This window comes from Streptomyces sp. NPDC001380 (assembly GCF_042895785.1).
Classification (GTDB): Bacteria; Actinomycetota; Actinomycetes; order Streptomycetales; family Streptomycetaceae; genus Peterkaempfera.
Window position 1 is genome coordinate 198,975 of the sequence record NZ_JBIAWP010000011.1, and the last position, 20,828, is coordinate 219,802.

The window sequence follows — 20,828 nt, forward strand, 5'->3', positions numbered from 1 at the left end:
GTAACGCGGTCGCCGCACTCCACGCCGGCGCCGCACACCCGGCCGGCACCGACGGGGACGGCGTCGGCGTCGGGGACGTGGGGGTGGGGGACGGGGTCGGCGGCGGGGTCGCGCCGGCGAAGCGCACGGAGTACCGGGCGAAGTCCCACGGCTGCTGGGTGACGCTGCTGCAGCTGCCGGAGGTCTGACCGTTGTTGTCCGGGACCGCGCACTGCCGGTCGCGGTTGAGCGACCAGAAGGTGTACCGGGCCAGGCCGTGCGCCGTGGCGTAGTCCAGGACCTGCCGGAAGTCGTCCTGGCGGAAGTACTCGCCGGTGTCGCTGCGGCCGTTCATCATCGAGACGCCCTCGTGGGCGTAGGCGGTGGCCGCGTCCCAGCCGAAGGTGGAGCGGAGCACGCCGTTGAAGTTCTCCAGAGCGGAGATCTGCGCGGCCGCGCCGTTGAAGCCGCCGTCGAACGGCATGATCGAGAAGTTGGCGGGGGTGAAGCCCTGCGCCTTGGCCTCGGCCAGCATCTGCCGGCCGAACCAGCCGGTGCCGTCGGCCGTGCCCGCGGTGGTGACGGAGACGTACAGGCCGGGGTTGGCGTCCTGCAGGATCCTGGCCGCGCCGATCTCGTTGCGGATCGCCGCGGCGTTCTCGTACTCGGGCTCCTCCAGGTCGAAGTCGACGGCCCTGAGCCGGTACCGGTCCACCACCTGCTGGTAGGCGGCGGCGGTGGCCTCCGGGGTGCCGCAGACCTGGCCGAGCTTGGTGCCGCCGTAGCCGCCGGCGGAGACGGAGACGTCGCCGCCGGCCGCACGGACGGCGTCGACCACGGCGGCGACCTGGGTGTCGGTGGAGACGGCGGCGCCGCCGTCCCAGGTGGGCGTGCAGCCGCCGCCGTCGGGGGCCAGGACGAAGGCGAGCTGGACGGCCTTCAGGCCGGTGGCGGACATGATCGCGGTCGCGTCGGGCGGGTTGTTGTCGCGCGGCATCAGGTAGGGCGCGGCGGCGTACCAGCGGGAGTCGAGGGCGGCGGCCCTGCCGGTGGCGGCCCGGGCGGATCCGCTCGGGGATGCGGCGAGGAGGCCGGCGGCGGCGAGGAGCGCGGCGGCGCCGACGGCGGCCGCACGGCGGAGGCGCGGCGGCCGGGGGTCCTGCAGTCGGGGGTCCTGGGGCCGGGGGTCCTGGGGCCGGGGGTCCTGGGGCCGGGGGTCCTGGGGCCGGGGGTCCTGGGGCCGGGGGCGCCGTGCCCGCAGGCGCGGGGGGCGGTGGACCGGGGGCCGGGGGGTGCGCGGGGTGTGCGGCACGGGGTGCCTCCTGGGAAAGGGCAGGCGGGGGTGCGCGCCCGCCCGGTGCCCCGGGGGGAGGGGCACGGCGGGGCGCCGGGCACCAGCGTGACCGCGTGTCGGGACCACGTCAATGGATTGGACTAGACCTAGGTCTACACCACTCGGGCCGGACCGCCGCCGGCCCAGTCCGGCCCGCCGGTACGCGGTGGTCCGCCCGCACGCCCCGGCCCGCCGGACCGCCGCAGCACCGCCCCCGCGACCACCGCCGCCAGCGCGGCGCCGTACACGGACGGCTGCAGCCACGGCGGCCCCCCGTGCGCGAGGTACAGCACGGCGGCCGCCCCCGGGACGGCCAGCCACTCCCCTCGGCCGTCCAGTGCGACCAGCGCCACCACCAGCAGCCCGTACCAGGGGTAGCCGGGGCAGAGCGCCAGGAAGGCCGTGCCGGTCACCAGCAGGGCCCCCCGCCAGGGCCGCGCCGGGTCGCCGCGCAGCAGGACCAGGACGACCGCCGCCGCGACCGCCAGGGCGGCGGCGGCCTGGGCCGCCGCGTCGGGCAGGACCAGGCGCAGCAGGCCGAACCGATGCAGCCGCCCGTCGTCGTAGCCCTCCTCGTGCAGGTAGCCGGGCAGGTAGCCCAGCACCGCGGCGCCGTCGGAGACGGCGTACGGCAGGTACACCAGCGCGAAGGCGGCCACGGCGGCGCCCGCGGCGAGCAGCGCGCGCCGACGGCGGGACGCGCCCCGGCGCAGGACGCCGGAGAGCACGCCGGGCGCCGCGAGCCCGGGCAGCAGCTTCACCGCCGTGGCCAGGCCGAGCAGCACTCCGGCCCCGGCGCCGGTCCCGATCCCGGCCCCGGCCCCGCGCCGCAGCGCCCCCGGCGGTACGGCGGCCAGTCCCAGGCCCGCCACCGCCAGCAGTGCGCCCACCGTGTCGACGTGGGCGTTGTTCACGGCCTCCAGCGGCACGGCCGGGCACCAGGCCCACAGCGCCGCCCGCCGGCGGCGGTCGGGCCCGGGGCGGCGGCGCAGCACGGCGAGCAGGACCCCCGTGGTGGCGCAGGCCGCCAGCAGGCCGCCCACCTGGGCGGTCTTGTGGCGGGCGCCGGCCGGGGCGGCCAGGTGCAGCGCGGCGAACCAGCCCTCCGCCACCGGCGGGTAGATGGTGTGGACGGCGGGCCGGTTGATGCGGGTGCAGACGCCGTCGGCGCGGCGCAGGTCCCAGCCCCGGCAGGAGGTGCCGCGGGGGAAGAGCCACGGGTCGCGCAGCGGGGCGAGCGCGGGGTCCAGCGGGGCGTGGCGGTACGGGGAGACGCCGGCGGCCTGCACCCCGCCGTCCCAGGCGTAGCGGTAGGAGTCGTCGCTGGTGCGGGGCGGCGCGACGAGGCCGGTGGCGGCCAGCAGCAGCCCCCCGGCGGCGACCAGCGGCACCACCCGCCGGGCGGGGACCCGGCGCAGCAGGGCGACGGCGGCGGCGAAGAGCGCCCAGCAGGCCGCGTACCAGGCGAGGAGGGCGTGCGTGCGGCCGAAGTCGCCGCCCCACCGGACGGCCGCGGCGAGGCAGGCCGCCAGCAGCAGGAGCAGCGCCGCGCAGGCGGCGGTCGGCGCGAGGCCGCCGGAGGCGCCGGGGGCGCCGGGGGCGGCGGCGGGGACGGGCGGACCGGCGGGCCCGCCGGCGGCGGGGGCGGGCCCGGCCGCGGGATGCGGCTCCCCCGGGCCGGCGGAAGCGCCGAGGCCGGGGCCGGGCTCCGGGCCGGACCCGGGGGCCGGTCCCGGGCCGGGGGCGGAGGGCGCGGCGGGGCGGACGGCGTCGGGCATGGCCCCCACCCTCGCACCGTGCACGCCGGCCGGGCCCCCGGCACGGCGCGGTGTCCGCGTTCCGTAAGGTGCCGCATCGCCCTTTTCGCACCGCGCGGCGGTGTGATGGACCCATGCGACTCGACCTCCGGATGCCGGACCCTCCCGGGCGGATGCGCCGCGGCCCGTTCCGGGAGGGCGCCTTCAGCGAGCGGCTGCACGACCCGCGCACCGCCGTCGTGCTGGGCCGGTGGCTGGCGGCGGCCTTCACCGTCTGCTTCGCCACCGGACTGCTCAGCCACGTGCTCCAGCAGCCGCCGGACTGGCTGCGCGACGGCCTGCCGAGCCGCCCCGTCCAGGGGTACCGGATCACCCAGGGGCTGCACGTGGTCAGCGGCATCGCCGCGATCCCGCTGCTCGGCGCCAAGCTGTGGACGGTCTACCCGCGGCTGTTCGCCTGGCCGCCGGCCAGCGGCCCGGTGCAGGCGGCGGAGCGGCTGGGCGTCGGCCTGCTGGTCGCCGCCGCACTGCTGGAGCTCTTCACCGGGCTGCTCAACACGGCGCAGTGGTACCCGTGGCCGTTCCCGTTCCGGCAGACGCACTACTGGGCGGCGTGGATCGCGATCGGCGGCCTGCTGCTGCACGTCGCCGCCAAGGCACCGCTGATCGCCGCGCACTGGCGGCGGCCGTCGCCGCGGGCCGGGGGCGCGGACCGGCGGCGGTTCCTGCTGGCCGTGGGGGCGGCGGTCGGCGCGGTCACCGCCGTGACGGCGGGCCAGACCGTCCCCGGGCTGCGCCGGCTCGACCTGCTGGCCCCGCGCCGGCCGGACATCGGCCCGCAGGGCCTGCCGGTGAACCGCACCGCGGCCCAGGCCGGCACCGCGTCCGTGGACACCGCCGCCTGGCGGCTGCGGGTGGTGGGGCCGCGGCCGTACGAGGTGACGCTCGCGGAGCTGCGGGCGATGCCGCAGTACGAGGCCGAGCTGCCGATCGCCTGCGTGGAGGGGTGGAGCGCGTCCGCGCGCTGGTCGGGGGTGCGGGTGCGCGACCTGCTGGAGCGGGCCGGGGCGCCCGCGTCGTCCCGGGTGCGGGTGGTCTCGCCGGACCGCGGCCCGTACGGCGTGACCGAGCTGGGCCCGCACCACGCCAGCGACCCGCTGACCCTGCTGGCGCTGCGCATCGACGGCGAGGACCTGGCCGCCGACCACGGCCGGCCCGCGCGGCTCATCGCGCCGAACCGGCCGGGCGTGCTGCAGACCAAGTGGGTCACCCGTCTGGAGGTCCTGTCGTGAGCACCGGACGCCCGGATCCGCCGGGGCCCGGGCCGGAGCCGGACCGTCCGCACCCCGCGGACCCGGCCGCCCGGCCGGGACGGCCCGCCGGATCCCCCGGGACCGGCCCCGCCCAGGCACGGGAACAGGAACAGGCACGGGAACAGGAACAGGCACGGGAACAGGAACAGGCACGGGAACAGGCACGGGAACAGGCACGGGAACAGGCACGGGCACGGGAACAGGCACGGGCACGGGCACGGGCACGGGCACGCGAGCAGGCACGGGAACGGGAGCAGGCACGCACACACGCACACGGGCAGGCCGACGAGCGGGAACCCGGCCGCGCCCCGGCCGGCCGCGGCCGGCCCGCCGGCCCCGCGGCCCGCGCGCTGCGCGCCGCGGCGGGAGCGGCCGGACTGGCCGCGACGGGCTACGGCGTGGCCGGGATGCTGGGCGACCCGTACGTCCACGAGCCGCTCGGCGTCGTCCGCTGGGCGGTGGCCGCCGTGGTGCTGCACGACGGCGTGTGGGTGCCGCTGGTGCTGCTCGCGGGCCTGGCCACCGGCCGCCTGCTGCCGCCGGGGCTGCGCGGCCCGGTGCGGGCGGGGCTGCTGACGGCCACCGCCCTCACCGCCGTCGCGCTGCCGGTGCTGCTGCGCAGCGGCGAGGACCACGGCAATCCGTCGCTGCTGCCGCTGGACTACCTGCGCGGGTGGCTGGTCTGCCTGGCCGCGGTGGCGGCTGCGACCGCCGCCGCGGTCCTGCTGCGGGCGGTGCGCCGCCGGGGCGCGGCCCGGCGCGGCGCGGCAGGGGCGGGCGGGCGCCGCCGCACGGGCTGACGCGGGGTCGGCCGTCCGCCGGGGCGGTCGGGCACGGGGCGCCGTCCGCCGGGGCGGCGCCCCGCCGCCCGCGGGGCACCGGGCCCGAGCCCGCCGCGCAACGCCTGGGGCGCCCCGCAGCGGGCCGCCCCAGGCCACGCAGAGCCCCGGCCACGCAGAGCCCCGGCCATGCAGAGCCCCCGGCTCCGCGACCGCTCAGCGGGCCGCCGCGGGATCCCCTGCCGGCCGGGACCCTCCGGCCCCGGACGCCCCGGCTCCGGACGCCGATGCCGCGGGGACCGCGGGCAGGGCGGCGAGGGCGTCGACCAGGGGCGCCAGCTCGGGCAGGTCGGCGGCGTCGGCCAGGGCGCGGGCGAGCGCGTCGTCGTGGGTGGGGCGGGCGGCCTCCAGCAGGGCGCGTCCGGCCTCGGTGACCTCGGTGTAGATGCCGCGGCGGTCGGTGTCGCACAGGTAGCGGGCGAGCAGGCCGCGGTCCTCCAGCCGGGTGACCAGGCGGGTGGTGGCGCTCTGGCTGAGCACCACGGCGCGGGCGAGCTGCTGCATGCGCATGTGCCAGCCGTCCTGGCGGCCGAGGGCGTCCAGCACGGTGTACTCCACGACGGACAGGTCGTGGGCGCGCTGCAGGGCCTTCTCCAGCGCGTCCTCGATCCGGCCGTGCAGTGCGGCGAGGGTGCGCCACCCCTGGGCGCGGACCTCGGCCGCGTCGTCGGCGATGCCCATCTGCATCCTCCTCCCTTTGCGTCCAGCTTACCCGCGTGCTTACATATAACGCGTCTGCAACTATTGCAGAAGCGCCTTAGGTGCTTTCGAAACACCCGATGCACCCCCACGGAAGGTCCCACCCCATGCCTCTCGCCCTGCTGGCGCTGGCCATCAGCGCCTTCGGCATCGGCACCACCGAGTTCGTCATCATGGGCCTGCTGCCGGAGGTGGCCGGCGACTTCGCGGTCTCCATCCCGACCGCCGGGCTCCTGATCTCCGGCTACGCCCTCGGCGTGGTCGTCGGCGCGCCGCTGCTCACCGCCCTGGTGACCCGGCGGCCCCGCAAGCACGTCCTGCTCGGGCTGATGGTCCTCTTCATCGCCGGCAACCTGCTCTCCGCCCTCGCCCCGACCTACGGGCTGCTCATGGCGGGCCGGGTCGTCGCCGCCCTCTCCCACGGCGCGTTCTTCGGCGTCGGCGCAGTCGTCGCCGCCGGCCTGGTCGCCCCCGCCAAGCGGGCCGGCGCCATCGCCCTGATGTTCACCGGCCTCACCGTCGCCAACGTCCTGGGCGTGCCGATGGGCACCCTGCTCGGCCAGCACCTGGGCTGGCGCTCGACCTTCTGGGTCGTCGCCGGGCTCGGCGTGGTCGGCCTCGCGGGCATCGCCGCCCTCGTGCCGAACAGCCCCGGCGACCCCGACGCCCGGCTGCGCCGCGAACTGGCGGCCTTCCGGCGCCCCCAGGTGTGGCTGGCGCTGGCGATGACCGCGCTCGGCTTCGGCGGCGTCTTCGCCTCCTTCACCTACATCGCCCCGATGATGACCGACGTCACCGGCTTCGCCCCGTCCACCGTGACCTGGCTGCTGGTCCTGTTCGGCGTCGGCCTGTTCGCGGGCAACCTGGCCGGCGGCCGCGCCGCGGACCGCGCGCTGATGCCCACCCTGTACGTGGTGCTGAGCGCCCTCGCCGTGATCCTCGTCGTCTTCACCGCCACCGCCCACAGCAAGCCGCTCGCCGCCGTCACCATCCTGTTCTTCGGCGCAGCCGGCTTCGCCACCGTGCCACCGCTGCAGACGCGGGTGATGCAGCAGGCCGAGGGCGCCCCCACCCTCGCCTCCGCGGCCAACATCGCCGCCTTCAACCTCGGCAACGCGGGCGGCGCCTACCTCGGCGGCCTCGCCATCGAGGGCGGCCACGGGTACACCTCGCCCAACTGGATCGGCGCCGCCCTCGCCGTCGCGGCCCTGGCCGCCACGGCGGTCTCCGCCGGGCTGGAGCGCCGCACCCGCCGCGCCGCCGCCGTCGCACCGGTCGCCGACCACCCCGTGCCGGACGCCCCCCTCACCGGCGCCCGCCGCTGACCCGGACCGGCCCGCGCCGGCCCCGTACCGGCCTCGCGCCGCCCGGACCGCTCCGGACCGGCGCACCTACCGGCCGCCCGCGCACCCCGGCCCGGGGCGCGCGGGCGGCCGCCGCCGTACGCGCCGCCGACCCGCGCCGGCCCCGCGTCACCCCGCGCGGCCCCGCCGCCCCGCCACCGCTCGGCCCGCCACCGCTCGGCCCGTCGCCGCTCGCCCCGTCACCGCTCCAGCATCACGAACCGCCGCACACCGCAGTCCCACGCCTCCGCCACCCGCAGACCCGCCCGGACCCCTTCCCGCACCGCCGCCCGCAGTCCGAGCCGGGCCCAGCGGAACGGGGTGCCGCGGCGCCCCTCGCCGTCCTCGACGCACACCTCGACCCGCTCGTCCGCGTCCGACCGGTCCACCTCGGCGATCAGCCGCCCGCCCGGGGCCAGCAGGGCCGCCCCGCGGCCGAGGAGTGCGGCCGGGTCGCCGCCGATGCCGAGGTTGCCGTCGATCAGCAGCACCGCGGACCAGCGGCCCTCCCCCGGCAGCCGGTCGAACACCGACCGCCGCAGCGCCGAGCCCCCGAGCCCGCGGGTGCGCGCGACGGCGGCCGGCACCACGTCCACGCCCAGCGCCGGGACGCCCGAGGCCATGAGCTCCGCGACGAGCCGCCCGGGCCCGCACCCGACGTCCAGGACCGGACCGGGACCGGCCGCGCAGCGGCCGAGGACGGACCGGTCGGCGGCGTCCGGCGGGGCGCACCAGCGCTCCACCTCCAGCCGATGGCGGCCGCCGTCGGCGCGCCGCAGCCAGAGCGGGCCGCAGCCCGCCCGCAGGGCCGCGGCGAACGGGTCGTCGATCCAGGGCCGGGGCGGCCGGGCGGCCGCCCCGCCGTCCGCCCCGCCGGCCGTCCGGACCCGTACCGGCCCGCCCGGTCCGCCCGCGGCGGGGCCGCCGCCGGCGGCATCCGCCCCCGTGTCCGTCCACCCCATCTCAGCCGCTCCCCGGACCCGCCGGCACCGCCGGACGGCCCGCGGCCGCCGCAGGACCCGCCGCCGGACCGTCCGCCGCCTGCGCGCCGCACAGCCCGCGCCAGCCCGCGGCGAACCGCGTCCCGGGAGCCAGCGCCGCGACCTCCTCAGCCTCCGCGGCGGTGTCCACGTCGGCCAGCTGCGGCAGCAGTCCGGTGCGCAGCCCCTCGCCGCCGAGCCGCCGCAGCAGCTCCGCGCCGGTGTCCGGCACCGACATCGGCACGCCCTCCAGCAGCCGCCGGGCGGCCGCCGCGTCCGGCCGGGCCAGGCCGAGCGCCCAGAAGCCGCCGTCGGCCGCCGGCCCGTACCAGGCGTCGCGGTCCCGCCACGCCTCCGGGCCGAGGGCGGGGGCGAGCAGGGCCGGGGTGAGCTGGGGGGTGTCCATGCCGACGAGCAGCGCCGGCTGCCCCGGGTCGGCGGCGGCGAACGCGGCGGCCAGCCGCCGGTCGAGCCCGCCCCCGCACTGGGGGACGACCTCCCACCCGGCGGGCAGCCACGGGCCGGGCCGGCCGTCCAGCACGAGCACCCGGCGCCGCACGGGCAGACGCAGGCCGGTGGCGAGGGTGTCGGCGAGGGCGTCGGCGGCGAGGCGGGCGGCCTGCTCCGGGGTGCAGGGCGGGCAGAGCCGGGTCTTGACCCGGCCCGGCACCGGCTCCTTGGCGACCACCAGCAGGGTGCCGGTGACGGGCGGCTGCCCGGTGCGGGCGAGCACCCGCCGCATGTCGGCGACGGCCTGCCGGGTGCCGCGCAGGGTGCCGGTGACCTTGGAGCGCCCGGCGCGCGGCCGGTAGTCGACCGGCACCTCGCCGATGCGCCAGCCGAGGGCGGCGGCGGACAGGACCGTCTCCAGGGGGTAGCCGGAACGGCGGTCGCGCTGGGCGAGGGCGAGCAGCGCCTCGCGCCGGGCGGCGCGCATCGGGCCGAGGTCGTGGAGCGGCGCGCCGGTGCGGCGGCGCAGCCGGCGGGCCAGTTCGGCGTTGGCGAGGCGGGCGTGCAGGGGCCAGGCGCCGCGCCCGGCGGGGACGCGGCGGCCGAGGACGAGGTCGGCGCGGCCCTCCCGGACGGGGTCGGCGACCCGGTGGAGCTGGCCGGGGTCGAGGGAGGCGTCGCAGTCGAGGAAGCAGACGACGTCGGCGGTGGCGGCCAGGAGCCCGGCGTGGCAGGCGGCGCCGAACCCGCGGCGGGGCTCGTGGACGACGGTGGCGCCGAGGGCGCGGGCGAGGGCGGCCGAGCCGTCGGTGGAGCCGTTGTCGACGACGACGGGCCGCCAGCCGGCGGGGATGCGCTCCAGGACCCACGGCAGCGCCCCGGCCTCGTCGAGGCAGGGCAGGACGACGTCCACCGGGGCCGCGGGGGCCGGTCCGGTCGGGTGGGATGCGGTCACCCTGCCACGCTACGAGCGCAAAGGCCGCAAAAGCCGCCACCACTCCTTACGGAAGTCCTACCGGTCCTGACCAATCAGGATCTTCCGGACGAGGCCCGTCCTAGACTCGGCCGCATGACCGAGCAGAGCGATCCCGGCGCCGCCGGCCCGCGGATCCTGGTCGTCGACGACGACCCCACCGTCGCGGAGGTCGTCGCCGGCTACCTGGCCCGCGCCGGGTACACCGTCGACCGGGCCGCCGACGGACCGGCCGCCCTCGCCGCCGCGGCCGCGCAACGGCCGTCGCTGGTGGTGCTGGACCTGATGCTGCCCGGGCTGGACGGCATGGAGGTCTGCCGCAGGCTGCGCGCCGCCGACGCGGACGGGGGCCGCCCGCCGCTGCCGGTGGTGATGCTGACCGCGCGCGGCGACGAGGCCGACCGCATCCTCGGCCTGGAGCTGGGCGCCGACGACTATGTCACCAAGCCGTTCAGCCCGCGCGAGCTGGTGCTGCGGGTGGGGTCGGTGCTGCGCCGCACGGCGGCGCCGCGCGCCGCGGCGGACGCCCTCCCGCAGCTGCTGGCGGCGGGCGGCGTGGCCGTCGACCCGGCGGCCCGCCGCGCCTTCCGTGACGGGCGCGAACTCGCCCTGACCGTGAGGGAGTTCGACCTCCTGTCCTTCCTGCTGCAGCACCCGGGCCGGGTCTTCTCCCGGGAGGAGCTGATGCGCCGGGTCTGGGGGTGGGAGTTCGGGGACCTGTCGACCGTCACCGTCCATGTGCGGCGGCTGCGGGAGAAGGTCGAGGACGACCCGGCCGGGCCGCGCCTGATCGCCACCGTCTGGGGCGTCGGCTACCGCTTCGACCCCGGCCCCGGCGGCGCGCACGGCGCCGCCGCCGGCGGGCCGGACGCCGCCCGGCCCCCGCAGGACCGGCAGGACCCGTACGGGCAGCAGGACCCGCAGGACACCGCCGGCCCCCGCGCCCGCCATGACGGACCGCACCGCACCCCCGGGGGCACACCGTGAACGACCTGCTGCTCATCGCCGCCCTGGCCGCCCTCGGCGCCGGCACGGTCGGCCTGCTGGCCGCCCCCGCCGTCCGGCTGCTGCACCGCCGCACGGTCGCGGCCTCCCTCTCCGCCGTCGCCGTGGTCGCGGTGGCGGCGATGACGGCCGGCACGGTGACCGTGGCGCAGGCGATGTTCCTGTCCGACCACGACCTGGGCGTGGTGATGGCCGTCGTCGGGATGTCCGCCGTCGCCGCGCTGGTGCCGGCGCTGCTGATCGGCCGCCGGGTGGTGGCGGGCAGCAGGGCGCTGGTCGACGCGGCGGCGACGGTGGGCAGCGAGGAGGGGTTCGCCGCCCCCGCCGACCCGCCCACCAGCGAACTGGCCGCCCTCGGCGAGGCGCTGGCGGGCACCAGCGCCCGCCTCGCCGAGTCGCAGCGCCGCGAGCGGGCCCTGGAGGCGTCCCGCCGCGAGCTCATCGCCTGGATCTCCCACGACCTGCGGACCCCGCTGGCCGGGCTGCGCGCGATGGCGGAGTCCCTGGAGGACGGCGTGGCCGAGGACCCGGCCCGCTACCACCGCCGCATCCGCGTCGAGGTGGACCGGCTCACGGGCATGGTCGACGACCTCTTCGAGCTCTCCCGCATCCACGCGGGGGCGCTCACCCTCACCCTGGCCCGGGTCTCCGCCTACGACCTGGTGGACGAGGCCCTGGCGGGGGCGCAGCCGCTGGCCCGCGAGCACGGCGTGCGGCTGGTCGGCGGCGGCGTGGCGCCGGAGGCGGTGGAGGTCGACGGCCGGGAGATGACCCGGGTGCTGGGGAACCTGCTGGTCAACGCGATCCGGGCGACGCCGGCCGACGGCACGGTCGCGGTCGGGGCGCGGCGGGAGGGCGGCGACGTGGTGCTGTCGGTGAGCGACGGCTGCGGCGGCATCCCCGAGCAGGACCTGCCGCGGGTCTTCGACACCGGCTGGCGCGGCGCCCCCGCCCGCACGCCGCGCGCCGCCCCCGGGGGGCACAGCCACGGCGACAGCGGGGCGGGGCTGGGCCTGGCCATCGTGCGGGGCATCGTGGAGGCGCACGCGGGGCGGGCGGCGGTGCGCAACGTCCAGGGCGGCTGCTGCTTCGAGGTCGTCCTGCCCGCGGCGCCGGCACCGGCCGGTGCCGCCCGGAGCGCCTGACCGCCCGGGCCGCCCGGGCCGCCCGTCCCGGAACGCCTCGGCCGCGGAACGCGCCGGGACCGGGCTACGCCAGGCGCCGCAGGGCCTCCCGGTGCGCCGTCTCCGGCGCCTCCTCCGCGGGGACGGCGATGTCCGGGACCACGCCCACGCCCTCCCAGTTGGTGCCGGTGACGGTGCTGACGGTGCGGGCGGTGGGCACGGTGACGGTGATGTGCGCGGTCACGGGGTACCGGGCGGTGGGGTGGGCGCCGCCGCGGGTCGTCTCGCCGACGACGACGGCGCGCCCGTGGGCCTGGAGGGTGTAGGCGACGTCCTCGGCGCCGGAGAAGGTGGCGGCGCTCGTGAGCACGAGCAGCGGCCGGTCGAGGTAGCGCGGACCGGGCAGGTGGGAGGCGGTCCAGTACTGGCGGGTGGTGCCGGCGGGGCGGTCGTGGATGTCGTTCAGGTGCACCCCGCCGTCGGGGAAGAAGAAGCTGCACCACAGGGCGGCGCCCTCGGGCGATCCGCCGGGGCAGCGGCGCAGGTCGAGGAGGAGGGCGCGGGTGCCGGCGGCCAGCTCCATGGCGGCGCCGGCCGCACGGGCGCCCTCGGCCGGGTCGGCGATCAGGGAGACGTCGACGAGCCCGACGCCGCCCTCGAGGTGCTCGAAGCGCCGGATCCCCTGGTTCTTGCTGCGCTGCAGCGCGAGGAAGACGGCACGCCCCGCGTCCTCGTCCTCCGGTTCCAGGGACTGCGGCTCGTCGCTCCAGAGCAGCCGCAGGTGGCGGTCCGGGCAGGCCTCCTGGAGGTCGGCGGTGACGGCCTCGCAGAAGGCCGGGCCGTCCAGGGCGTCGTACGCGCCGGAGGCGAGCCGGCCGCGGAGGGCGGACTCGATCGCGGCGGTCCGCTCGGGGAGGACGTACCCGGCGGTGATCCGCTCCAGGGCGCGGTCGACGGTCTCGGCATGGGTGATCATGGGCCGGGAGCGTAACGGCACCGCCGGAGGGCCTGCAGCCGCTCGGGCACGGAGGTCCGCGGGGTCCGGGCGGCCCCGGTCCCGCGGCCCGCGCGGGGATGCGGGGATGCGGGTCGCCACCGGACGGTCCGACGGCCCGACGCGCCGTCAGGAGGCCCCCGCCCGCTGCGGGGCGGCGGCGAACCCCGCCATGCCCTCGGCGAAGCCGACCCTCGGCCGCCAGCCCAGCTCCCGGCGCAGCCGCCCGGAGTCGGCCGTCACGTGGCGGACGTCCCCCAGCCGGTACTGCCCGGTGACCACGGGCCGCGGCCCGCCCGCCGCCTCCGCCAGCGCCGCCGCCATCTCCCCCACCGTGTGCACGTCGCCGCTGCCGGTGTTGTACGCCCGGAAGGGGTGGCCGCCGTCGGCCTCCAGCACGGCCAGGTTGGCGGCCGCCACGTCGTCGACGTGCACGAAGTCGCGCCGCTGCCCGCCGTCCTCGTACACCCGGGGGGCCTCGCCGCGGGCGAGGGCGGAGCGGAAGAGCGAGGCGACGCCCGCGTAGGGGGTGTCGCGGGGCATGCCGGGCCCGTAGACGTTGTGGTAGCGCAGCGAGACGGCACGGCCGCCGCAGGCCCGGGCCCAGGCGGCGGCCAGGTGTTCCTGGGCGAGCTTGGTGGCGGCGTACACGTTGCGCGGGTCGGCCGGGGCGGACTCGTCGACCAGGTCCGGGGCGAGGGGCGCGCCGCAGTGCGGGCAGGGCGGCTCGAAGAGCCCGGCGTCGAGGTCGGCGGGGCGGCGCGGGCCGGGGGCGACGTCGCCGTGCCCGGCGCAGCGGTACCGGCCCTCCCCGTACACGACCATGGAGCCGGCCAGGACGAGGCGGCGCACCCCGGCGCGGGCCATGGCCGCCAGCAGCACGGCGGTGCCCAGGTCGTTGCAGCCGACGTAGCCGGGCGCGTCGTCGAGGTCGACGCCGAGGCCGACCATGGCGGCCTGGTGGCAGACGGCGTCGGCGCCCCGCAGGGCGTCCTCGACGGCGTCCCGGTCGCGCACGTCCCCGACCTGCAGCTCCACGCCGTCGGGCAGCGCGCCGGGGCCGGGCGGCCCGGCGGGGTGCGCGGCGGGCAGCAGGGCGTCCAGCACCCGCACCCGGTGCCCGGCGGCCGCCAGCCGCGCCGCGACCCGTGCGCCGATGAAGCCCGCCCCGCCCGTGACCAGGATGTCCATGCCCCGACGGTAGGGCCGCGCGGGCGTCGCGGGGCATGCGACAGGCGGCCCGTCACCGCCCCGTAAGGAGTGCGGTACGGCACCCCGCGCCCCGGCCCTGTGCCCCGCACCCCCGCGCCCGCACCCCGCCGTCCGCCCCTCTGTACGAAGCGGTGAACCACTGCTTCAATCCTTCCCGTGCCCTACCGACGGACCCCCGCCGTGCAGGCCCGGCTGGACGGCCGCCGCGAGGCCGTGCTGCGGGCCGCCGCCGCCCTGCTCGCCGACCGCGGCTACGCCGGCTGCTCGGTGGCGGCCGTGGCCGAGCGCGCCGGGATGGCCACCGGCAGCGTGTACCGGCACTTCACCGGCAAGGCCGAGCTCGCCGTGGAGCTGTTCCGCTCGGTCGTCGGCCGCGAGGTCGAGGCGGTGGCGGCGGCTGCGGCCGCACCCGGCCTGGAGCCGGAGCAGCGGGTCGCGGCCGTGGTGGAGACCTTCGCCGTCCGCGCCCTGCGCGCCCCCCGCCTGGCCCACGCCCTGCTCGCGGAACCCGTCGACCCGGCCGTGGACGCCGAGCGGCTGGTCTTCCGGCGGGCGTTCCGCGACGTGATCGCCGCCCAGGTGGCGGCGGGCACCGCTGCCGGGCGGCTGCCCGCCCAGGACCCCGCGCTGACCGCAGCCGCCCTGGTCGGCGCGGTCGGCGAGGCGCTGGTGGGCCCGCTCGCCGCCGGCTCGGACCCCTCCGACGTGGTCCCCGCCCTGCTCTCCTTCACCCTGCGCGCCCTGGGAGGACGCGATGCCGCCGACGCATGAGGTCACCAACCAGGTGCCCGACCCCTACGGCCACGACGCCGCCGACGACCCGGCGCTGCTGGAGGCCCTCCACCGGGAGGGCGCGGGCTGGGCCGAGCCGGAGCTGCACGCCCTGGGCGTCCTCGCCGGGTCGGAGCGGGCCGCCGAGTGGGGCCGCCTGGCCAACGAGAACCGGCCGGTGCTGCGCACCCACGACCGGTACGGGCACCGGATCGACGAGGTGGAGTTCCACCCGGCGTGGCACGAGCTGATGCGCACGGCCGTCTCCCACGGCCTGCACGCCGCGCCCTGGCGGGACGGCCGGCCCGGCGCCCACACCGCGCGCGCCGCGAAGTTCTTCCTGTGGGGGCAGGTGGAGGCCGGCCACACCTGCCCGGTCTCCATGACGTACGCGTCCGTGCCCGCGCTGCGGGCCGCGCCGGAGCTGGCGGCGTGGCTGGAGCCGCTGCTGGCCTCCCGGGAGTACGACCCCGGGCTGCGCGACCCGCGCACCAAGCGCGGGCTCGTCGCGGGCATGTCGATGACGGAGAAGCAGGGCGGCTCCGACGTCCGGACCAACACCACCCGGGCGGTGCCCGCCGGTGACGGCACGTACCGGCTCACCGGCCACAAGTGGTTCACCTCCGCGCCCATGTCCGACGTCTTCCTGACGCTGGCCCAGGCGCCGGGCGGCCTCTCCTGCCTGATGCTGCCGCGGGTGCTGCCGGACGGCTCGCGCAACCGCATCCACCTGCAGCGGCTCAAGGACAAGCTGGGCAACCACTCCAACGCCTCCGCCGAGATCGAGTACGACGGCGCGACGGGGTGGCTCGTCGGCGAGGAGGGCCGCGGGGTGCCGACCATCATCGGGATGGTCAACATGACCCGCCTGGACTGCACGATCGGCGCCGCCTCCGCCATGCGGTACGGCACCGTGCGGGCCGTGCACCACGCCGCCCACCGGCGGGCGTTCGGCGCGGTGCTGCTCGACCAGCCGCTGATGCGCAACGTGCTGGCCGACCTCGCCGTGGAGTCCGAGGCCGCGACCGCCGTCGCGATGCGCCTGGCCGGGGCGACCGACCGCGCCGCGGCGGGCGACGAGGGCGAGGGGCTGCTGCGGCGCCTGGCGCTCGCCGTCTCCAAGTACTGGGTGTGCAAGCGCGGGCCGGCGCACGCCGCCGAGGCCATGGAGTGCCTGGGCGGCAACGGCTACGTCGAGGAGTCCGGCATGCCGCGCCTGTACCGGGAGGCGCCGCTGGTCTCCATCTGGGAGGGCTCCGGCAACGTCGCCGCCCTGGACGCGCTGCGCGCCATGGGGCGCAGGCCGGAGACGGTGGAGGCCTTCCTCGCCGAGGTGGGGCTCGCGGCGGGCGCCGACCGGCGCCTGGACGCCGCCGTCGACGCCCTGCGGAAGGAGCTGGCCGACCTCACGGACACCGAGTACCGCACCCGGCGCCTCGCGGAGTCGATGGCGCTGGTCCTGCAGGGGTCGCTGCTGGTGCGGCACGGGCACCCGGCGGTCGCCGACGCCTTCTGCGCGTCCCGGCTGGGCGGCGACCGCGGCGGCGCGTTCGGCACCCTGCCGCCGGGCGCGGACACCGCCGCGATCCTGGAGCGGGCGCGGCCGGGGGCGGCGTGAGCGGGAACGGCGGCACGGACGGCGGCGGACCGGGAGCGGCCGCCGGCGCGAGCGGGGGCGACGGCACGGGAGCGGCCGGCGGACCGGCGTGCGCAGGCCCGGGCACGCACCCGGCGGCCGAGGCGGCCGAGGTCGCGGCCTTCCGCCGCGCCCTCGGCCTGCCCGGCCTCGTCGACGTGCACACCCACTTCATGCCGGCCCGGGTCATGGACAAGGTATGGGCGTCCTTCGACTCCGCCGGGCCGCTCACCGGCCGCCCCTGGCCGATCGCCTACCGGACGGCCGAGGAGGAGCGGCTGGCGGTGCTGCGCGGCTTCGGCGTCCGGGCGTTCACCGCGCTGCTGTACCCGCACAGGCCCGGCATGGCGGCCTGGCTGAACGCCTGGGCCGCCGACTTCGCCGCCCGCACCCCCGACTGCCTGCACACCGCCACGTTCTTCCCCGAGCCGGAGGCCGCCGGCTACGTCCGCGCGGCGGTGGAGGCCGGCGCCCGGGTCTTCAAGGCGCACGTCCAGGTCGGCGCCTACGACCCGGCCGACCCGCTGCTGGACCCTGTGTGGGGCCTGCTCGCCGAGGCCGGCGTCCCGGTCGTCACGCACTGCGGATCGGGCCCGGCCCCGGGCCGGCACACCGGCCCGGGCCCGATCGGCGCGGTCCTGGCCCGGCACCCCCGGCTGCGGCTGGTGGTGGCGCACATGGGCATGCCCGAGTACGCGGACTTCCTGGACCTGGCCGACCGCCACCGGCACGTCCGCCTGGACACCACCATGGCGTTCACCGGCTTCGCCGAGCAGGAGGCGCCCTTCCCGCGGGCGGAGCTGCCGCGCCTGGAGGACCTCCAGGACCGGGTCCTGCTCGGCACCGACTTCCCCAACATCCCGTACCCCTACGCCCACCAGCTCCACGCCCTGGCGCATCTGGACCTGGGCGACGACTGGCTGCGGGCGGTCTGCCACGGCAACGCCGCCCGCCTGTTCGGCCTCGACCCGGGCGGGGGCGGGGGCGGCGGGGCGGGCTGAGAGCCCGTCCCCGGACAGACCGGGGCTCCCGGGCCGCCGTCCCGTCGACGGCGGCCCGGGAGCCCCTGCGTGCCCGCTCCGGCGCCCCGCCTAGACGTCCAGCGCGTCGATCGGCCGCCGCAGCACGAAGGGCACGGCGGCCGCGGGCAGCGCCGGGCCGTCCCAGCTGGTGTGCCCGCAGCGGCTGCAGGCGTACAGGTTGCCGAACTCGGCCGCGGTGCCGTAGACGTGCTCGCACGCCGGGTCGCCCGGGCTCATCTCCACACCCCGCTCGATGACGCTCTCGCTCATGGCCGCCTCCCTCGCCCGTCCGGAAAGTCCTCCGCTTCCCGAACAGGCGAATGCCCTCAGCCGGGGGCGCACATGGGGGTGCACAAGAGGCGCGCGGAATCGTTCTTCCCCGAGATCCGCGCGCCCCCGCGCCGGTCCGGCGGCCGGCCGGTCCGGTACCCCGTCAGAACAGCCGCGCCGCACGGCCGGTCGGCACCCCGGGGAAGGCGCAGCACCGGCACCCCCCGGGGGGGCCGCACCCGTTCCGTGCCCGGACCGCCTCGGCCCGGCCGGCCCCCGCGGGTCCCGCCCGGCCCGCCTCCGGATCAGCCCGCTGTGAGCCCGTACGCCTCCGCGATCATCCCGTAGGACGCGATCCGCGCCTCGTGCCCGTGGACGTGCGAGGTCACCATCAGCTCCTGCGCACCCGTCCGCTTCCGCAGCTCCTCCAGGCCCTCCGCGACCCGCGCCGGCTCGCCGAGGACCACGTTGCCCAGCCAGTCGTCGAGGAAGTCGCGCTCCAGGTCGCTGTACGGGTACGCCTCCGCCTCCTCCGGCGTGGGGAGCGGCCCCGGGCTGCCGCGGCGCAGCCGCAGCATCGACAGGCCGCCGCTGCGGGCCAGCCGCAGCGCCTCCGCCGCGCTGTCCGCAGCGACCGCGCTCACGCCGATCACCGCGTACGGCTCGTCCAGCACCTCCGAGGGCCGGAACGCCGCCCGGTAGAGGTCGAGCGCCGGCACCGTGTTCGCCGCGCTGAAGTGGTGCGCGAACGCGAACGGCAGCCCCAGCTCACCCGCCAGCCGCGCGCTGAAGCCGGACGACCCCAGCAGCCACACCGGCGGGCGGCCCCCGCCGTCGGCCGACAGCCCCGGCACGGCCCGGATCCGCTCGTACGGGTGCCCCGGCGGGAACGAGCCGTCGAGGAAGGCCGTCAGCTCGGCGAGCTGCTGCGGGAAGTCGTCGGCACCCTCGCCGCCCAGCCCGCGGCGCAGCGCCCGCGCCGTCGCCGGGTCGGTGCCCGGCGCCCGCCCCAGGCCCAGGTCGATGCGGCCCGGGTGCAGGGCGTGGAGCAGACCGAACTGCTCGGCCACGGCCAGCGGCGCGTGGTTGGGCAGCATCACGCCGCCCGATCCCAGCCGCAGGGTGCGGGTGGCCGCCGCCAGGTGCGCGATCAGCACCGGCGGGGAGGAGCTGGCGACACCCGGCATGCCGTGGTGCTCGGCCACCCAGAAGCGGTGGTAGCCCCACTCCTCGGCCCGCCGGGCCAGCTCGGTGGCGGTCCGCAGCGCCTCGCCGGGGGTGTACCCGGCGCCGACCGGCGCCAGGTCCAGGACCGACAGCGGCGCGGGCGCCGTCCCGCGCGCCCTGCCCCGGATCCGGTCCTCCTGCTGCTCCGCCGCGGTCCCGATACCGGCCACTGCGCTGCCCCTTCCAGGTCGTCCGTGTTGCATTCCTGTGCCGAACGGCTGCAACCCCCGGGCGGGACGCACTGTTCCCGCCCGCGGGGGCGCCGTACGGTGTCAGTCGTCACAGCGGCACGCGCCCCTTACCCTGGCCGGGACCGGGACCGTCCGCCCTCCCCACCCCACCCGCACCTCGCCCCCCGGCCCGAGCGGTCCCGTCCCGCAGCCGCCCCGGCCCCGCCCGTCCGCCCCACCCGCACCCGCCCGCCCGCCCCAGCCCAGGAGCCCCCGACCGGCATGCACGACACCCGCCCGTCCGCCTCCCCCGCCGACCCGGCCCCGCCCCGCGCCCCCGCGAGGACCGCGCCCCACCGCGCCGGGCTGCTGCTCACCCTCGTCCTCGGCTCGCTCACCGCGCTCGCCCCGCTGTCGATGGACCTCTACCTGCCGGGCCTCCCCCGCATCGCCGAGAACCTCGCGACCGGCGACGGCACCGTCCAGCTCACCCTCACCGCCTGCCTGCTGGGCCTGGCCGCCGGGCAGCTCGTGGCGGGCCCGCTCAGCGACGCGCTGGGCCGCCGCCGCCCGCTGCTGGCCGGCATGGCCCTGTACACCGCCGCGACGGCCGCCTGCGCCGCCGCGCCCGACGCCCGCCTCCTCATCGCCTTCCGGCTGCTGCAGGGACTCTCCGGCGCGGCCGGGATCGTCATCGCGCGGGCCGTGGTCCGCGACCTGTTCGACGGACTGGCCGCGGCCCGCTTCTTCGCGTCGCTGATGCTGGTGTCGGGCACCGCGCCGATCCTCGCGCCGTTGCTGGGCGGCCAGCTGCTGCGCGTCACCTCGTGGCGCGGCGTCTTCGCGGTCCTCGCCGTGCTGGGGGCCGCGATCCTCGCCGCGGCGGCGCTGCTGCTGGAGGAGACCCTGCCGCCGGGGCGCCGCCACCGCGGCGGACTGGCCGACACCCTGCGCACCATGCGGGGCCTGCTGCGGGACGCGTCGTTCGCCGGGTACGTCCTGTGCGGCGCCTTCGGCTTCGCGGCGCTCTTCGCCTACATCTCCGGCTCGTCGTTCGCCCTCCAGCAGGTGTACGGGGCGTCCCCGCAGGCCTACAGCCTCCTCTTCGGCCTCAACTCCGTCGGCCTGGTGGCCGCCGGCCAGCTCACCGGCAAGGTCCTGCTGGGACGGTTCCGGGCCCACCGCGTCCTGCTCGCCGGCACCGTCCTGCTGGCCGCCGCCGCGACCGCCCTGGTCCTGCTGACCTCCCTCACCGACGCCGGCCTGCCGTGGATCGCCGCCGGGCTCTTCGCCACCGCCTCCTCGGTCGGCCTGGTCTCCCCCACCACCACCGCCCTGGCGCTGCAGCGCGCCCCGAGCGCCGCCGGCACGGCCTCGGCGCTGCTGGGCACGCTGCAGTTCTCCGCCGGGGCGCTCTCCCCCGTCCTGTCCGGGCTGGGCGGCGGACGGACCGCCGTGCCGATGACGGCCGCCATGCTGGCCATGGCCCTGCTGTCGGCCGCGGCCTTCCTGGCGCTGTGCCGCCCCTGGCGCCCCGCGCCCGACCCCCTCGCCGCCCGCACCGGCTGACGCGCCGTCCGCCGTCCAGCCGCACGGACGGCGCACCCGCACCCCGGCACCCCGGCGTCCCGGCACATCGCCGCCCCGGCATCCCGGCACACCGTCCTGGCCCGTCCCCGCAACCGCCGACCGCCCGTCCGGCGTGCTCATCCCTGAGCGAGGGGCGGACCC

General features: G+C 78.6%; 18 protein-coding genes and 1 pseudogene. 9 read left to right on the forward strand and 10 right to left on the reverse strand.

Going from position 1 to position 20,828, the window contains the following annotated elements:
• Together ACFY07_RS16305 and ACFY07_RS16310 are read right to left on the reverse strand one after the other, a co-directional pair.
• A partial coding sequence (locus tag ACFY07_RS16305; protein ID WP_390869278.1) for a chitinase occupies positions 1-1,144 on the reverse strand: 1,144 nt, incomplete at its 3' end.
• A 281-nt stretch (positions 1,145-1,425) separates the two neighbouring features.
• Positions 1,426-3,090, reverse strand: coding sequence for a glycosyltransferase 87 family protein (locus ACFY07_RS16310; protein WP_390869255.1), 1,665 nt, complete (start codon positions 3,088-3,090; stop codon positions 1,426-1,428).
• A 131-nt stretch (positions 3,091-3,221) separates the two neighbouring features.
• Between ACFY07_RS16310 and ACFY07_RS16315 the strand changes: the two genes are divergently transcribed.
• Both ACFY07_RS16315 and ACFY07_RS16320 read left to right on the forward strand, forming a co-directional pair.
• Positions 3,222-4,361, forward strand: coding sequence for a molybdopterin-dependent oxidoreductase (locus ACFY07_RS16315; RefSeq protein WP_390869279.1), 1,140 nt, complete (start codon positions 3,222-3,224; stop codon positions 4,359-4,361).
• Between the two features lie 428 nt (positions 4,362-4,789).
• Positions 4,790-5,182, forward strand: coding sequence for a hypothetical protein (locus ACFY07_RS16320; RefSeq protein ID WP_390869280.1), 393 nt, complete (start codon positions 4,790-4,792; stop codon positions 5,180-5,182).
• A gap of 195 nt (positions 5,183-5,377) precedes the next feature.
• Here the strand turns inward: ACFY07_RS16320 and ACFY07_RS16325 are convergent, their stop codons facing one another.
• Positions 5,378-5,902 (reverse strand): MarR family winged helix-turn-helix transcriptional regulator, encoded by a 525-nt coding sequence (locus ACFY07_RS16325; RefSeq protein WP_390869256.1) that lies wholly within the window; start codon positions 5,900-5,902, stop codon positions 5,378-5,380.
• Between the two features lie 125 nt (positions 5,903-6,027).
• Here ACFY07_RS16325 and ACFY07_RS16330 point away from each other — a divergent pair, with 125 nt between their 5' ends.
• Entirely contained in the window at positions 6,028-7,245 is a 1,218-nt protein-coding gene (locus ACFY07_RS16330; RefSeq protein ID WP_390869257.1) for an MFS transporter, read from the forward strand.
• 218 nt (positions 7,246-7,463) lie between these two features.
• Here ACFY07_RS16330 and ACFY07_RS16335 read toward each other — a convergent pair whose 3' ends face one another.
• The 3 genes and pseudogenes from ACFY07_RS16335 to ACFY07_RS16345 all read right to left on the reverse strand — a co-directional run.
• Entirely contained in the window at positions 7,464-8,225 is a 762-nt protein-coding gene (locus tag ACFY07_RS16335) for a methyltransferase domain-containing protein (RefSeq protein WP_390869258.1), read from the reverse strand.
• Position 8,226: 1 nt separating this feature from the next.
• A complete protein-coding gene (locus ACFY07_RS16340) occupies positions 8,227-8,976 on the reverse strand; it encodes a DUF2064 domain-containing protein (RefSeq protein WP_390869281.1) in 750 nt (249 codons plus the stop codon).
• Positions 8,950-9,606, reverse strand: a pseudogene (locus ACFY07_RS16345) (glycosyltransferase family 2 protein); the annotation flags it as partial. The pseudogene ACFY07_RS16345 and the gene ACFY07_RS16340, both read right to left, overlap by 27 nt.
• 156 nt (positions 9,607-9,762) lie before the next feature.
• On the opposite strand from ACFY07_RS16345, the gene ACFY07_RS16350 reads away from it, so the two are divergent.
• Positions 9,763-10,653, forward strand: a complete 891-nt coding sequence (locus tag ACFY07_RS16350) for a response regulator transcription factor (protein ID WP_390869259.1) — start codon at positions 9,763-9,765, stop codon at positions 10,651-10,653.
• Entirely contained in the window at positions 10,650-11,816 is a 1,167-nt protein-coding gene (locus ACFY07_RS16355; protein ID WP_390869261.1) for a sensor histidine kinase, read from the forward strand. Before ACFY07_RS16350 ends, ACFY07_RS16355 begins: the two co-directional genes overlap by 4 nt.
• A gap of 64 nt (positions 11,817-11,880) precedes the next feature.
• On the opposite strand, the gene ACFY07_RS16360 is transcribed toward ACFY07_RS16355, so the two are convergent.
• Positions 11,881-12,771, reverse strand: a complete 891-nt coding sequence (locus ACFY07_RS16360; RefSeq protein WP_390869262.1) for a S41 family peptidase — start codon at positions 12,769-12,771, stop codon at positions 11,881-11,883.
• 147 nt (positions 12,772-12,918) lie between these two features.
• Positions 12,919-13,980 (reverse strand): NAD-dependent epimerase/dehydratase family protein, encoded by a 1,062-nt coding sequence (locus tag ACFY07_RS16365; RefSeq protein WP_390869263.1) that lies wholly within the window; start codon positions 13,978-13,980, stop codon positions 12,919-12,921.
• Positions 13,981-14,157: 177 nt separating this feature from the next.
• On the opposite strand from ACFY07_RS16365, the gene ACFY07_RS16370 reads away from it, so the two are divergent.
• From ACFY07_RS16370 to ACFY07_RS16380, 3 genes are all read left to right on the forward strand, one after another.
• Positions 14,158-14,772, forward strand: a complete 615-nt coding sequence (locus tag ACFY07_RS16370) for a TetR/AcrR family transcriptional regulator (protein ID WP_230651707.1) — start codon at positions 14,158-14,160, stop codon at positions 14,770-14,772.
• Positions 14,756-16,390 (forward strand): acyl-CoA dehydrogenase family protein, encoded by a 1,635-nt coding sequence (locus ACFY07_RS16375; RefSeq protein WP_390869264.1) that lies wholly within the window; start codon positions 14,756-14,758, stop codon positions 16,388-16,390. The genes ACFY07_RS16370 and ACFY07_RS16375 overlap by 17 nt, the downstream gene beginning before the upstream one ends.
• Positions 16,391-16,548: 158 nt before the next feature.
• The gene (locus ACFY07_RS16380; RefSeq protein WP_390869282.1) at positions 16,549-17,409 is read left to right on the forward strand and encodes an amidohydrolase family protein; all 861 of its coding nucleotides are present in this window, start codon (positions 16,549-16,551) and stop codon (positions 17,407-17,409) included.
• A 90-nt stretch (positions 17,410-17,499) separates the two neighbouring features.
• On the opposite strand, the gene ACFY07_RS16385 is transcribed toward ACFY07_RS16380, so the two are convergent.
• Together ACFY07_RS16385 and ACFY07_RS16390 are read right to left on the reverse strand one after the other, a co-directional pair.
• Positions 17,500-17,700 carry a hypothetical protein gene (locus tag ACFY07_RS16385; protein ID WP_230651700.1) on the reverse strand — a complete coding sequence of 67 codons (201 nt, stop codon included), beginning with the start codon at positions 17,698-17,700 and terminating at the stop codon, positions 17,500-17,502.
• A gap of 305 nt (positions 17,701-18,005) precedes the next feature.
• Complete coding sequence (locus ACFY07_RS16390) at positions 18,006-19,097, reverse strand: LLM class flavin-dependent oxidoreductase (protein ID WP_390869265.1); 1,092 nt, start codon at positions 19,095-19,097, stop codon at positions 18,006-18,008.
• A gap of 282 nt (positions 19,098-19,379) precedes the next feature.
• Here ACFY07_RS16390 and ACFY07_RS16395 point away from each other — a divergent pair, with 282 nt between their 5' ends.
• Positions 19,380-20,666, forward strand: a complete 1,287-nt coding sequence (locus tag ACFY07_RS16395; RefSeq protein ID WP_390869266.1) for a multidrug effflux MFS transporter — start codon at positions 19,380-19,382, stop codon at positions 20,664-20,666.
• The last annotated feature ends 162 nt before the right edge of the window (positions 20,667-20,828 follow it).